This window comes from Kocuria sp. CPCC 205260, from assembly GCF_040981045.1.
Classification (GTDB): Bacteria; Actinomycetota; Actinomycetes; order Actinomycetales; family Micrococcaceae; genus Kocuria; species Kocuria palustris.
Window position 1 is genome coordinate 85885 of the sequence record NZ_JAVKPT010000008.1, and the last position, 13973, is coordinate 99857.

At 71.4% G+C, this 13973-nt stretch carries 11 protein-coding genes; 6 read left to right on the top strand and 5 right to left on the bottom strand.

Annotation, left to right across the window (positions count from 1 at the left end; translation table 11 throughout):
- Positions 1–125: 125 nt before the first annotated feature.
- Positions 126–2144 carry a BCCT family transporter gene (locus RF645_RS11600; RefSeq protein ID WP_058870759.1) on the top strand — a complete coding sequence of 673 codons (2019 nt, stop codon included), beginning with the start codon at positions 126–128 and terminating at the stop codon, positions 2142–2144.
- Here the strand turns inward: RF645_RS11600 and trmB are convergent.
- Complete coding sequence (gene trmB / locus RF645_RS11605; RefSeq protein ID WP_171004075.1) at positions 2126–2935, bottom strand: tRNA (guanosine(46)-N7)-methyltransferase TrmB; 810 nt, start codon at positions 2933–2935, stop codon at positions 2126–2128. The two genes, RF645_RS11600 and trmB, sit on opposite strands and share 19 nt — an antisense overlap.
- A gap of 87 nt (positions 2936–3022) precedes the next feature.
- Here trmB and RF645_RS11610 point away from each other — a divergent pair, with 87 nt between their 5' ends.
- The 3 genes from RF645_RS11610 (at position 3023) to RF645_RS11620 (ending at position 6845) form a co-directional block, all read left to right on the top strand.
- Complete coding sequence (locus RF645_RS11610; protein ID WP_058870757.1) at positions 3023–4246, top strand: multidrug effflux MFS transporter; 1224 nt, start codon at positions 3023–3025, stop codon at positions 4244–4246.
- Between the two features lie 211 nt (positions 4247–4457).
- Positions 4458–5897, top strand: coding sequence for a sodium:alanine symporter family protein (locus RF645_RS11615; protein WP_040560477.1), 1440 nt, complete (start codon positions 4458–4460; stop codon positions 5895–5897).
- Between the two features lie 111 nt (positions 5898–6008).
- On the top strand, positions 6009–6845 hold the full coding sequence (locus tag RF645_RS11620) for a D-hexose-6-phosphate mutarotase (RefSeq protein ID WP_058870756.1): 837 nt from the start codon (positions 6009–6011) through the stop codon (positions 6843–6845).
- A 121-nt stretch (positions 6846–6966) separates the two neighbouring features.
- Here the strand turns inward: RF645_RS11620 and RF645_RS11625 are convergent, their stop codons facing one another.
- A complete protein-coding gene (locus RF645_RS11625) occupies positions 6967–7368 on the bottom strand; it encodes a hypothetical protein (RefSeq protein WP_006213830.1) in 402 nt (133 codons plus the stop codon).
- Positions 7369–7858: 490 nt separating this feature from the next.
- Between RF645_RS11625 and RF645_RS11630 the strand changes: the two genes are divergently transcribed.
- Positions 7859–9589, top strand: coding sequence for a DEAD/DEAH box helicase (locus RF645_RS11630; RefSeq protein ID WP_058870755.1), 1731 nt, complete (start codon positions 7859–7861; stop codon positions 9587–9589).
- Between the two features lie 172 nt (positions 9590–9761).
- On the opposite strand, the gene RF645_RS11635 is transcribed toward RF645_RS11630, so the two are convergent.
- From RF645_RS11635 to RF645_RS11645, 3 genes are all read right to left on the bottom strand, one after another.
- Positions 9762–11234, bottom strand: coding sequence for an HAD family phosphatase (locus tag RF645_RS11635; RefSeq protein WP_249933741.1), 1473 nt, complete (start codon positions 11232–11234; stop codon positions 9762–9764).
- Positions 11235–11244: 10 nt separating this feature from the next.
- A complete protein-coding gene (locus RF645_RS11640) occupies positions 11245–12117 on the bottom strand; it encodes a VanW family protein (RefSeq protein ID WP_137801836.1) in 873 nt (290 codons plus the stop codon).
- 91 nt (positions 12118–12208) lie between these two features.
- A complete protein-coding gene (locus tag RF645_RS11645; RefSeq protein WP_137801835.1) occupies positions 12209–13261 on the bottom strand; it encodes a cation diffusion facilitator family transporter in 1053 nt (350 codons plus the stop codon).
- A 146-nt stretch (positions 13262–13407) separates the two neighbouring features.
- Here RF645_RS11645 and RF645_RS11650 point away from each other — a divergent pair, with 146 nt between their 5' ends.
- Positions 13408–13962 carry a hypothetical protein gene (locus RF645_RS11650; protein ID WP_137801834.1) on the top strand — a complete coding sequence of 185 codons (555 nt, stop codon included), beginning with the start codon at positions 13408–13410 and terminating at the stop codon, positions 13960–13962.
- Positions 13963–13973: the final 11 nt, after the last annotated feature.

A 13973-nucleotide genomic window follows, 5' to 3' on the forward strand; every position in this document is an offset into this window, starting at 1 on the left:
GGCAGCACAGCGGCACTCGGACGTCGAGGCTGTGAAGGCGGCGGTCCGTCCTCCCCGGGACGGGCCGCCGCCTTCGCCTATGGTGAAACGGTCCACATCACCCGCGACACCGAAGGTCCCCCCCCATGCCCAGCAGCGAAGCGCCCGGCACCCCCGCCGCATCCCGACGACACGGGAAGGAGGCCGCAGCAGGGCGATCCTTCCTGCGGGAGATCAACTACCCGCACAACATCCACCCGGTGCTGGTGCCCGGTATCTCGGTGGACGACCAGCTCAACCGCTACGGCGTGGATCGCATCGTCACCGTGGTCTCCGGAGCGCTGATCCTGGCGTTCATCGTGTGGGGACTGCTCGACACGCAGTCGCTGACCGAGATCTCCACGGCAGCGCTGCATTGGACCAGCGTGAACATGGGCTGGGCCTTCAACTCCCTGGCCGTGGGGCTGCTGATCTACCTGGTGTGCCTCGCCCTGTCGCGCTACGGGCGGATCCCCCTGGGGCTGGACACCGACAAGCCCGAGTACTCCACCGCGTCGTGGGCGGCCATGCTCTTCGCGGCGGGCATCGGCATCGGCATCATCTTCTTCGGGCCGTTCGAGCCCATGACCTACTTCCTCTCCCCGCGCCCCGGCTCGGTGGATCCGGCCACGCAGGAGGCCATGAAGCTGGCCTCGGCCCAGGCCGCTCTGCACTGGGGGCTCAATGCCTGGGCGATCTACGGCATGGTGGGCCTGGCCGTGGCCTACGCCTCCTACCGCCGCGGCCGCGTCCCGCTGATGAGCTCGGTGTTCGCCCCGTTCTTCCGCGACGGGCGCACGGACAACGCCGCGGGGAAGATCATCGACATCCTGGCGATCATCGCCACGCTGTTCGGCACGGCCGCCTCGCTCGGCATCGGGGCGCTGCAGATCGGTCGCGGCGTCGAGATCTTCGCCGGCCTGGGCGAGACCGGCAACGCCATGGCGCTGATGATCATCGCCCTGCTCACCGCCGGGTTCATCGCCTCGGCGGTCTCCGGGGTCTCCCGCGGCATCCGCTGGCTGTCCAACATCAACATGGTGCTGGCGGTGGCCCTGGCGCTGTTCTTCTTCATCGTGGGGCCCACGGCGTTCCTGGCGAACTACGTCCCCGCCGTGGTGGTCACCTACTTCGCGGAGCTGCCCACGATGCTCTCCGCCTCGATGTCCGACGGCCCCGAGATGCAGGAGTTCCTCTCCTCATGGACCACGTTCTACTGGGCCTGGTGGGTGTCGTGGTCGCCGTTCGTGGGCGTGTTCGTCGCCAAGATCTCGCGCGGGCGCACGATCCGGCAGTTCATCTTCGGCGTGCTGTTCATCCCGTCGTCGATCGTGGTGCTGGCCTTCACGATCCTGGGCGGCACCGCCATCCGGGAGCAGCTGCAGAACCAGACCATCGCCCCGGACGGGACCGCCGCGACCCTTGCCGCCCCGGAGGAGATCTTCTTCGTGGTGGCAGACACCCTGCCCGGCGGGGCGATCGTGACGGGCATCGTGATCGTGATGCTCGCGGTCTTCTTCATCACCACGGCGGACTCCGCCTCGGTCGTGGCCTCGCAGATGTCGCAGAAGGGCAACCCCGAGCCCCGCAAGCTCGTCACCGTCTTCTGGGGCCTGTGCATGGCCGGGATCGCGGTCGTGCTGCTGCTGGTCGGTGGTGAGAACGCCCTGACCGGACTGCAGAACATGATCACCGTGACCGCGCTGCCGTTCACGCTGATCATCTTCGCCATGGCCGTGGCCTTTCACAAGGATCTGCGCACCGACCCCTACATCCTGCGCAGCGCCTACGGGGAATGGGCCCTGGAGAAGGCCGTGCGCCACGGCGTGGACGAGCACGGCGACGACTTCATGCTCGCCGTGCAGAAGGCCGACGGCCCCGACCGGGAGTGGGCCACGGCGGCCGATTTCGACTCCTCGGCCAGCGAGTACACCGACTGGTACCAGCGCACCGATGAGAACGGCCGTCCCGTGGACTACGACTGGGGCACGGGCACGTTCCCCGCTCAGGAGGACGAGCCCCGCAGCCCGGACGCCGACGGGTCGTCGGTCGAGGGGCGCCCGGAGGCCGGCGCCCAGCCGGGCGCCGAGGCCGGCCCCGCCGGGGATCAGCCCGAGAAGCGGTAGGTCAGATCCCGCGGAGTGCGCCCGGCCTCCCTGGCCTTGCGCTCGAAGCTGGTGAGGGTGCGGCCCTCCCAGCGCGGCGCCCAGCCCTGATCCGGCTGGGCGTCATCGGCCAGGGGGCCGGGGTGCAGGTTCTCGAAGCGGCCGTCGGCCTCGATGACCTCGCGCATCTGGATCGCGTACTCCTGCCAGTCCGTGGCCAGTCGCCAGGTGGCGCCCGGGCGCAGCACGCGGGCGACCTTCTCGACGAAGCCGGGGGAGACCAGGCGGCGCTTGTGGTGGCGCTTCTTGTGCCACGGATCGGGGAAGAAGACCCACAGCTCGTCGACCGAGGCCGGCTCCAGGAAATGCTCGAGCACCTCGGGGGCATTGGCCTGCACGGCGCGCACGTTGGTGGCCCCGGCGGCGTCGGACTTGGAGAGCAGGTCGGCCAGACCGGGGGTGTAGACCTCGACAGCCAGGAAGTCCTGCTCGGGGATCTCGGCGGCGCGGTGGGCCATGGCCTCGCCCAGCCCGGAGCCGATCTCGACGACCAGCGGGGCGCGCCGGCCGTAGACGGCCTCCTGGTCGAACACGGCGTGGGCGGCCACGGAGGTGTCGGTGATCTCGCGCGGGACCTGAAGGATCCGCTCGGGGGCCAGCTCGTCCCAGGCCCTCTGCCGGCGATGGGTCAGGCGGTCGCCGCGGCGCACGAAGGACAGCGGCTGGCGGTGGAAGCGGGTGGGATCCGCATCCCCGCCGGTCTGGTCGTCGGTCTCGGGCGCGGTCTGATCGGGGGAACTGTGCTCGCTCATCAGTCGGTGAGTCTAGCCAGCCGCTAGGGTGATGGGGCCGCCGCCCACCCCTCCCCGCCCCGACCGGGCATGTCGCGCAGGAGCACCGTGTCGTCGCTGACCAGGCTGAAGCTGTCCTCCGGAGCAGATCGGGCCATGTTCATCGTGGCCCTGGGCATCATGGCGGCGGTGAGCCCCATGGCCACGGACATCTACCTGGCCTCGATCCCGGCGGCCGCCGAGTACTTCCGGACTCCGATCACGGCGGTCCAGCTCTCGCTGAGCACGTACATGATCGGCATGGCCCTGGGGCAGCTCGTGCTGGGGCCCGTCTCCGATCGCCTGGGGCGCTACGGCCTGATCGTGGCCGGCACCTCGGTGTTCACGCTGAGCTCGGCGGGCATCGCCCTGTCCACGAGCATCGAGATGATGCTCGTGCTGCGCGCCGTCCAGGGGATCGCTGGTGCCGCGGGCGTGGTGGTCGGTCGTGCGATGGTCTCGGACACGGTCTCCGGCATCGAGGCCGCCAAGGTCTACACGCTGCTCGGCACGATCACCTCCATGGCGCCCATCGTCGCGCCGCTGATCGGCGGAGTGATCGCCTCGCAGGCGGTGTGGCAGACGGTCTTCTGGCTGCTCACGGGCTTCGGCCTGCTCATGCTCACCGGGACGCTCGTGGTCCTCAAGGAGACGCTGCCTCCGGCCGAGCGCAGCCGTGCCGGCCTGGTGGGGATCTTCGAGGGGCCGTGGCGCATGCTGGGCCAGCCCGTGTTCATGGGCTGGGCGCTGGCCCTGGCCTTCGCCTTCGGCTGCCTGTTCTCCTACATCTCCGCCTCCTCGTTCGTGCTCCAGAACATCGTGGGGCTCTCGGAGCTCGGCTACTCGCTCGTCTTCGCCCTCGGCGCGCTGTGCGGGCTGCTCGGGGGCCTGGTCAACGTCCGCCTCCTGAACCGCTTCTCCCCAGGCGCTATCCTGCGCACGGCGCTGATCGCGCTCAGCTGCATCAACCTGGTGGGTCTGGCGGCTCTGCTGGCCGGTGCGCCGATGTGGACGCTGATCGCCCACGTGGTGGCCGCCCAGGCGTGCTTCGGATTCGTGATGGGCAATGCGATCGCGCTGGGCCAGGCCGAGGCGCGGCACCGGGCCGGGGCCGGCTCGGCGGTTCTCGGGCTGCTGCAGTTCCTGCTCGGAGGGATCGCCAGCCCGCTGTCCGGACTCGGCGGCGACAGCACTGCGGTGCCCATGGCGGTGTGGATGCTGATCTTCTCCGGACTGGCGCTGACCTGCGCCGTGACCGCCCTGCGGCTGTCCCGGCGCGCCGACGCCGACTGAGCGGACCAGCGACGGGCAGGCCTGCCGACACACTTCTCCCGTGAGCAGGCCGAGCACCGGCTGGCAATCACCTGTGTGCTTAGATGCTTTCGGATGGGGCGTGTCGCGCGTCTCACCGGCTCCAGACTCCCTGACGAGAGGACCCCCCGTGATCCAGGACCTGCTCGACCAGCTCGCGGGCATCGGCTCGTACTGCTTCACCCCCGGCTCGATCGATGCCGCCCAGTGCTTCGGCAGCTTCGGGTCGATCATCTGGGGGCCCTTCTGCCTCATCCCGCTGATGCTGCTCACGGGCATGTACCTGACCATCCGCCTCTCGGGCCTGCAGCTGCGCAAGCTGGGCCCGTCGCTGCGCCTGGCCCTGCTCGACCGGGCGGACGACGACGCCGTGGGCGGCGACGTCTCCCAGTTCCAAGCGCTCACTACGGCCCTGGCGGCCACGGTGGGCACCGGCAACATCGTGGGCGTGGCCACCGCGATCTCGATCGGCGGCCCCGGCGCCCTGTTCTGGATGTGGGTCACGGGCGTGTTCGGCATGGCCTCCAAGTACTCCGAGGCCTTCCTGGGCGTGCGCTTCCGCACGACCGATGCCAAGGGGGAGATCTCGGGCGGGCCGCAGTACTACCTGCAGCGCGGCATCCCGGGCGGCATCGGCAAGTTCCTGGCCCTGTTCTTCGCGGTGGCCGCAGCGCTGGCGTCGTTCGGCATCGGCAACATGACGCAGGGCAACTCCATCTCCTCGAATGTCGAGGGCTCGTTCGGCATCCCCCTGTGGATCACTGGAGCGGTGCTGGCCATCCTGACGCTCGCCGTGCTGGTGGGCGGCATCAAGTCGATCGCCAAGGTCTCCTCGGGCTTCGTGCCGATCATGATCGTGTTCTACGTCGTGGGCGCGATCTGGATCCTGATCGTCAACATCGTCGACGTCCCCGCGGCGATCGCCCTGATCTTCACCGACGCCTTCTCCGGGACGGCCGCCGTGGGCGGCTTCGCCGGCTCTGCGCTGATCCTGGCCGTGCAGATGGGCGTGGCCCGCGGCGCGTTCTCCAACGAGTCCGGCATGGGCTCGGCCGCCATCGCCGCCGCCGCCGCCCAGACCACCCACCCGGTGCGCCAGGGCCTGGTGTCCATGACCCAGACCTTCATCGACACGATCATCGTGGTGACGTTCACCGGCCTGGTGATCATCACGACCGGCGTGTGGGAGCAGGGCTCGGACTTCGCCGCGACCATGACGGGCGACGCCTTCTCGCACGGCCTGCCCGGCAACTGGGGCCACTACGTGGTGACCATCGGACTCGTCCTGTTCGCCTACTCCACGATCCTGGGCTGGGCCTACTACGGCGAGCGCTGCATGGAGCGGCTGTTCGGCCGCAGGGCCGTCATGCCCTACCGCGTCGTGTTCTCGATCGTCGTCTACATCGGCTGCACCGTCCCCCTGGCGGTCGTGTGGAACTTCGCCGACGTCATGAACGGCCTCATGGCGATCCCCAACCTGATCGGCCTGCTCGTGCTCTCCGGGCTGATCTACCGGGAGACCAAGTACTACCTCGACAACGATCCGCAGCTGCGGGCCGGCAAGGCGCAGATCGACGCCTTCATGGCGGGCCACCCCGGCGGCATCGACACGTACGAGTCGACCGGGCGCTGAGCGCACTCGGGAGGGGCCTGCCGGCGGACCGGCAGGCCCCTCGTCGCTTTTCCACGGCAAACGACGACGACAGCTTCCCCTGCGGCAGCCGAGCGTGCCTAGGGTGGGAGCATGAGCGAACTCAACCACCCTCTGGCCCTGAGCGGCGACGCCGGGATCGCCACCGTCTACGACCAGGGCGCCCACGTCGCCTCCTGGACCCCGTTCGGCCACGACCCGGTCCTGTTCGTGTCCCGGCGCTCCGGATTCCAGGTGGGCAGGTCCATCCGCGGCGGGATCCCCGTGTGCTTCCCGTGGTTCGGTCCCGGCCGCAGCGGGGACCGGAAGCCGGCGCACGGATTCGCGCGCACCGTGGACTGGGCGCGGGTGAGCACCGAGCAGGATGCGGCCGTCTTCGAGCTCACCGACGAGACGCTGTCGCAGGAGCACCGGGAGTCCTTCCCGCACGCGTTCCGCGCTCGGCTCTCCGTGCGTGCCGGGGCGTCGCTGGAGGTCGTGCTCAGCGTGGAGAACACGGGGGAGGAGGCCTTCGAGATCGAGGAGGCGCTGCACACCTACCTGGCCGTCGGCGACGTCCGGGAGGTCGAGGTGCGCGGCCTCGAGGACGCCGAGTTCATCGACAAGACGCAGGACAACGCGCTCGTGCCCGCCGCCGGCCGGTCGCTGCGGCTGACGGGGGAGACGGACCGCGTGTACCTCTCGGGCGGGCCCGTGACGGTCGCGGATCCTGTGCTGGGCCGGCGCCTGCGCATCACCATGCGCGGGGCGGCGGACACCGTCGTGTGGAATCCGTGGAGCGAGAAGGCCGCGGCCATGTCCGACTTCGGCGACGAGGAGTGGCCGGCCATGCTGTGTCTCGAGGGCGCCAATGCGCTCGAGCACGCCGTGCGGGTCGCACCCGGCGAGGTCCACGAGCTCGGCTATCGGATCGACGTCGAGACCGACTGAATCCATCGAGAGCCTGCTGCCCGGACATGCGAACGCCCCCACCGTGACGGTGGGGGCGTTCGCCTGCTCTCGGGGCGGCAGCTGTCAGCGGCTGCGCCCGGGCGGAAGCGGAGCGCTCAGCTCACTTCTTGCCCTGAGCGATCAGGCTGGCGCCGATCGCGGCGAGCCAGACGTCCTTGGACAGCGGCGTGCCCTCCTGGGAGGGGCGGATGCCGTCCGCCTGGGTGAGCTCGTCGTTGCGGAAGTACATGCTCAGCATGCCGGCGGAGAACGCGAGCAGAGCGGCGCCGGCCAGGCGCTTGTTCACGAACGGGGTGACCAGCGCTGCGCCGATGCCGACCTCGGACAGCCACAGGAACTGCCCGAAGGTCTTGTCGTCCCACTCGCCGAACTGCGGGATGCCGCTGGCGGCCATGCCCTTGAGGTGGCCGTAGGCCTCCGCGGGGAGGTCCTTCTTCCCCAGCCCGGACTGGATGAGGTAGGCGCCGGAGACGCCGCGGAGGATGGCATTGGAGAGGCGCATTCGTGCTCCTTCAGGTCGGGGGTGTCGGCTCCCGCGTGCCGCGGGGAGCCGATGGGTGATCCGTCACGATGTTAGCAGGGCCTCCCGGGGTGGGCCGGTGCGCGTCGGGGCGCCGGCCCCGCTGAGCGAGGGCCGGGCTCGTGCTGCGCCTCACGGCGGTCAGGGGCCTATTCATGTAGGGTCGATGAGTTGCACATGGCACTGCCCGCCGCGCACCGGACCCGACGGCCGTTCATCGGCCAGGGACGTGAGATCTGAAGCGAGATGGGCAGGCAGCGCGTCGAACACCCCGCGGGCACGCGGACGGCGCAGGACGCAGACGGACCCTCGAGGGCAGACCTCGGGTCTACGCCTGCTGCGGACCGGGAGCTCGGAAGCCCCGGACGTCACTGCGCGAGTCCGGTACGTCGCCTCCATGCGGATCGTGAGATCGGCGCACCCCGGCCGGCCGATACCGGCGCCGGGACATCCGATCGAAAGTGCTCTTCCCTTGACGTCCTTCATCGACCTCGGCGTGCCCGAGGCACTGGCTCGCGTCCTCTCCCAGCACGGGATCGACCAGCCCTTCCCCATCCAGACCAAGACCCTCCCGGACTCGCTGTCCGGGCGCGATGTACTCGGCCGAGGCCGCACCGGCTCCGGCAAGACCATCGCCTTCGCCCTTCCCCTGGTGACCCGCCTGGCAGGCCTGGCCCAGGGAACCAGCCGCGCGCCGCGCAGGGCCAACCGGCCCACCGGCCTGGTGCTGGCCCCCACTCGCGAGCTCGCCACCCAGATCGATCGGGCGATCGCTCCACTGGCCGAGGAGGCCGGGCTGTCGACCACCGTGATCTTCGGCGGCGTCTCGCAGGTCCACCAGGAGCGCGCGCTCTCCCGCGGCGCCGATATCGTCGTGGCCTGCCCGGGCCGCCTCGAGGACCTGCTCAAGCAGGGGGTCCTGACCCTCGACGACATCCGCGTGACCGTGATCGACGAGGCCGATCACATGGCCGACATGGGCTTCCTGCCCGTGGTCACCCGCATCCTCAAGCAGACCCCGGACGACGGCCAGCGCCTGCTGTTCTCGGCCACGCTCGACGGCGGCGTGGACGTGCTGGTCAAGAAGTTCCTGCACGACCCCGTCACCCACTCGGTGGATGCGCCCAAGGCCGCGGTCTCGACCATGGAGCACCACGTGCTCGTGGTCGATGCCGATGAGAAGCAGGCGCTGATCGAGACCCTGGCCTCCGGCACGGGTCGGCGCGTGATGTTCACGCGCACCAAGCACCGCGCCAAGAAGCTGGGCAAGAAGCTCTCGCAGAAGGGCATCCCGGCCGTCGATCTGCAGGGCAACCTCTCGCAGAACGCGCGCGACCGGAACCTGGCGAGCTTCTCCCAGGGCGATGTCCGCGTGCTCGTGGCCACCGACGTGGCCGCCCGCGGTGTGCACGTGGATGACGTCGAGCTGGTCGTGCACATCGATCCGCCGGCCGAGCACAAGTCCTACCTGCACCGCTCCGGTCGCACGGCCCGCGCCGGCGCCCAGGGCCAGGTCATCACGATCGCCACGCGCGAGGAGCGTCGCGACGTCGAGAAGCTCTTGAAGCAGGCCGGCGTGACCGCCGAGTTCTCCGAGGTCTCGATCGGCTCGCCGGTCGTCGCCGATCTCGTGGGCGAGCGCGCAGAGCGCGTGGCTCCGGCCCAGCAGCAGCCCTCCGGCGGCCGGGGTGCGCGGCGCTCCGGCGGCCGCGGCGGCGAGGGTCGTCCCGCCCAGCGCCAGGGCGGTCGTCAGGGTTCGGGCCGCGGCGGACGCGGCGGGGACGACGCCCGCGGCGAGTCCCGCGCCGAGGGCGGCCGCTCGCGCGGCGGCCGCGGCGCACAGCCCGAGGCCCAGCGCGGCCAGCGGGGCGGGCGCTCCGAGGGCCGCGCCGGTGAGCGCGGCCAGTCCCGCTCGGGCGGTCGCGGTGGACGCGGCGGCGAGCAGGGCCAGGGCCAGGCCCAGGGCCGGCGCGACGGAGGCCGCGGAGGCCGTCCGGGCCAGGGCGGCGGCCGCTCCGGCGGCGGTCGGGCCGCCGGTTCGGGCCGCGGACGCAGCGGCGGCGCTCGCAGCACCGCTGCTCGCACGGACGCCCCGGCAAGCGCTGTGGCGCTGCACGGCACCGCGGACGCGGTGGCCGATCGCGCCACGCAGGCAGCGGCTCGTCGTCGTGACCGCCGCGCCGGCGGCTCGCTGCGCGGCTGAGTCCCTCGCCGTGAGGCGCCGGGCAGGCTCGGCCGATGCGGCCGAGCCTGCGCGGTCCCGCCTCCCGCCTCCGGGCCCCGTCCTCCCAGGACGACCGGACCCGGATAGGCCGAAAGCCCGGGATCTCCGTGAGGAGGTCCCGGGCTTCTTCTGTGCCCGCAGGCTCGGGGGATCAGCCGCGGTTCAGGCGCAGCACCTGGCTGGCGGGGCGTCGGGTGGCCCGCTCGAGCTCGGCGCGGGAGCGATCGGCGGCATCTGCCCGAGCGGAGGCCTCGGACGGATCCCCCTGCAGATCTGCCGTCATGTCACAGCGGGGCAGTTCGGGCACCAGCGGGCCGATCGAGCGAAGCAGCTCGAGGGTCACGTCCTCGTGCCGGGCCACGGGCACGAAGCCCGGCTCGGTGGGGACCTCTCGCTCACCGGGGACGATCACCACCGGCATGCCGGCGGCAGTGGCCGACTGGGCGCCGGCGATCGAGTCCTCCACGGCGATGCAGTCCTCGGGGGCCGTCATGAGCCGCTCGGCGGCCGTCAGATAGGGCTCCGGGTGCGGCTTGGCGTGCTCCACGTCCTCGCGCGAGACCGCCGCGCGGATCGCGTGCGGGGCTGCGGCCGCGGTGCCCGCGATGACCGCGGCCAGCGCATTGGTCACGATCGCTGCGGGGATCGCGGCCTCGGCGAGCTCGTCGAGCAGCTGCGGGCGTGCGGGCAGGAAGGGGACGTGCTCGGCGGTCGCCGCCGCCACCTCGGCGCCGATGCGGTCGGTGACCTCCTGCAGCTCTCCTTGCGCTCCGCGATCGAGCATCAGCTGCGCCGACTCCTGGACGGTGCGGCCCAGGGTGGCCATGTCGTCCTCCTCGGTCCACTCCTGGCCGAACGAGCGGGCCACGGTGCGCTTGGCGATGGCCCACTCGGGCTCCGTGTCCACCAGGGTGCCGTCGTGATCGAGCAGGACGGCCTTGGGCCACGAGCGGTGCTGGGGATCCAGCCACTCGAGCAGGGCCAGGGAGAGCTGGCGGTGATCGGTCAGATGGACGGTTCCCCGCTGTGGGTCCACGGGCAGGGCCCCGGGGACGACGACCACGGTCATGCCCGCGGCCTGGGCGGCCTCCACACCGGAGGGGGAGTCCTCGATCGCGATGCACTGCGCCGGGTCCACCCGCAGGCGGCGAGCGGCCTCCAGGTAGCCCTCCGGGGACGGCTTGGCGGCGATGCCCTGGGCGAGCTCGCGGTCGCCGATGATGACGTCGAACATGTTCTCGGGCCCCTTGGTGGCCGTGTGCTCGGCGATCTCGGTGGTGGCGTTCGTGACGATCCCGGCCGGGATGCCGGCAGCGGCCACCTCCTCGAGCAGCGCCTCGACACCCGGGATGAGCTCCGGGTCCTGCTCGCGCAGCAGCTCGCGGGACAGCAGCACCAGGCGCTCGCCCATGGCCCGGTCCTCGAGCTCCACGCCGCGCTCGCGCAGCCGCTGCAGCGTCAGCCCGATCGACCGGCCCATGACGTCGTCGGTGTCCTGGGCGGTCCACGTGCCGCCGTGCTCAGCGGCCAGCCGCCGCTTGGCCAGGTCCCAGAGGGGCTCGGTGTCCATCAAGGTGCCGTCGTGGTCGAACAGGACGGCCTGGGGGAAGGTGCGAGAGGACATGCGCACCAGCCTATCGGCGCTGGGCGGACTCGGATTCCGACAGCGGGCGGATGGGCTCGGTGATCCGGTCGCGGTCGTAGACCACCAGGGCGTCGTTCTCGAGCAGGGTCTCGCTCGCCACGATGTTGCCCGTGCGCTTGTCCCTGGTGCTCCGGCTGACGATGTTGTGCCGGCGCACCTGCAGCTTCCCGGTCTGCGGGTCCAGCGCCTCGTAGAACCACCCGTCCTCCTCGCGGACATGGAACTTCTGGTCCAGGGGAGCATCGGCGCGCAGCTCGCCGCGCAGGTGCTCGTCATCCGTGCGGACCCGGAACTGGAAGGTGATGCCGGTGTCGTTGCGCAGGCGGTAGTCCAGGAAGTTCCACACGATGGAGGTGCCGGTGCCGAACGGTATCTGCCGCTTGAAGTCGGGGAAGAGATCCAGGCCGGAGTGGTGGTGGTGCTCCACGATGCTCAGCGGCGAATGCAGCGCCATCCAGTGCAGGAGGTTGGTGAACTGGCACAGCCCGCCTCCCACACCGGTCTCCGCGTGGTCGTCGAAGATCACCACCCCGGGCTGGAAGCCGCGTCGGGCGCTGGGCTCTCCCACCAGCCGCCAGAAGGAGAAGGTCTCCCCGGGGCGGATCAGGATCCCGTCCACGTGCGGTGCGGCCAGACCGAGCGAGACGGCCTTGCCCTCCTGCAGCTCGGGCTGCGCATTGCCCAGGCGGCGGCGGATCAGCGAGTTGTGGGTGTAGACCTTGACCGGCAGCGACTCCTGCGACGCCTGCCGCGCGAAGCTGCTGCGCCGGAGGCCGTCGGCGATCCTGCGCTGCATCCGGCGGCGGGCGAGGGCGATCTGATAGGTCGTCGGCGAGAGCTCGGAGAAGAGACGGCGTGCCATGATCTGCCTCCTTCGGCCTCGGGGGCACGCCATCCAGGGTGGCCCTCCGGTTTGCAGAAGGGAACAGGTGACGCCGAGGGGCGGCGCAGCCTCAGTCGTGGGCGGGGCCCAGAGCCTCGTGGCGGCGGTGCGATGCGGGCTCGAGCTGGAAGGTGGTGTGCTCCACGGCCACGGGGAAGTGCTCCACCGCGCACAGCTGCAGCGCGTCCAGGACGGCGGGCAGGGAGCCGTCGTGGAAGCAGTCGTCGTCCACCACCACGTGCGCGGTGAGCACGGGCACCCCGGTGGCCACCACGGAGGCGTGCAGATCGTGGATCGCCGCCACATGCGGGACGGTCTCCAGGTGCTCGCGGACCTCGGTCACATCCAGACCGCGGGGGGCGGATTCGAGCAGCACGGAGCCGGACTCGCGCAGCAGCATGAGCGCCCGGGGCAGGATCAGCAGCGAGATCAGCAGGCCGGCCAGGGCATCGGCGCCGGTCCAGCCGGTGAAGTGGATGACGGCGGCCGCCGCGATCACGGCGACGGAGCCCAGGGCGTCGTTGAGCACCTCCAGGAAGGCCGCGCGCATGTTCATCGAATCCCCGCGCCCGCCCGCCAGCACCAGCAGCGAGGCGATATTGGCAGCCAGGCCCACGGCGCCGATCACGGCGAGCAGCACCACATCCGTGTCCGCGGCCGGCGGGGGATCCAGCAGCCGCCGGACGCCCTCGACGATCGCGTAGAGGCCGACCACGAGCAGGACGGCGGCCTGCATGCCCGCGGCCAGGATCTCGGTGCGCAGCCATCCCCACGTCCGGTGCGACGAGCTCGGCCTGGCCGCCAGCGAGGCGGCGAGCAGGGCCAGCAGCAGACCGCCGGCGTCGACGAGCATGTGGGCGGCATCCACGAGCAGGGCCAGGGAGCCGGTGATCACCGCCCCGATGACCTCGGCGATCAGGATGCTCGACGTGATGGCGAAGGCGATGGCCAGGCGGCGACGGCCCGCACCCGCTGCATGGTCGTGGGAGTGCCCGCCTCCGTGCGCATGGCCGTGGCTGTGGCCGGAGGCCTCTGCGGCGGCGCCGTCGGGGGCGGCATGGGCGCTGCGGGTCTGCGCGCAGGCATGGTCGTGAGGGTGGGGGATCGCGGGGCGATCAGCCATGGCGCACCTCCTGCAGCACGGGTCCTCCTCGACGCCGACCCTTTCGGACATTATCACGCGGCCAGCAGCTCCTCCGCCGTCGGGTGCGCTGCCCGACCCCGGGGGCGGTGGGCGGGAGCGTCGGAGAGCGCTTCTAGGATGGAGCCATGAGCGCCCCGCTGGATGACCCCCGACGCCGCGGAGCCGTCGCCCGGACGGTGCCCCTGCTGGCTCCGGTGATGCCGCTGCTGCTGGCCGCCTGGCTCGCGCTGTCCTCCGTGCCCGTCGGCGGGCCCGGGCAGCGCTGGCCGATCTGGCTCGGGGCCCTGGGCGCCCCGTTGGCGCTCCTGCTGTGGATCGCCGCGGGCATGGTGCTCGCCGATGCCCGCCGCTACGTCCAGCGCCGAGCCCGGCCCCTGACCTGCTGGCTCATGATCGTCGCCTGGGCCCTGGCCGTGGTGCTGGGGGCGCTGCTGCCGGACCTGGTCCACGGCGAGCCCGCCTCGATCTTCCTGGCGGTCTTCCCCGGCGCCACCGCCGGGCTGAGCTCGGGCTTCGCCAACACCGTGGGCGTGCTGATGTTCGCGGCGGCCGCCGCGAGCCTGCTGGCCGCGGCCCTCGACGTCCGCCGCACCCGCCTGCTGAGCCGCGGCGTGCCCCTCATCCCTGAGCCCGAGGACGAGGACCGCCTGCGCGAGCAGTGGCTCGACTCCTTCCGGTGACCGCGCCTGCA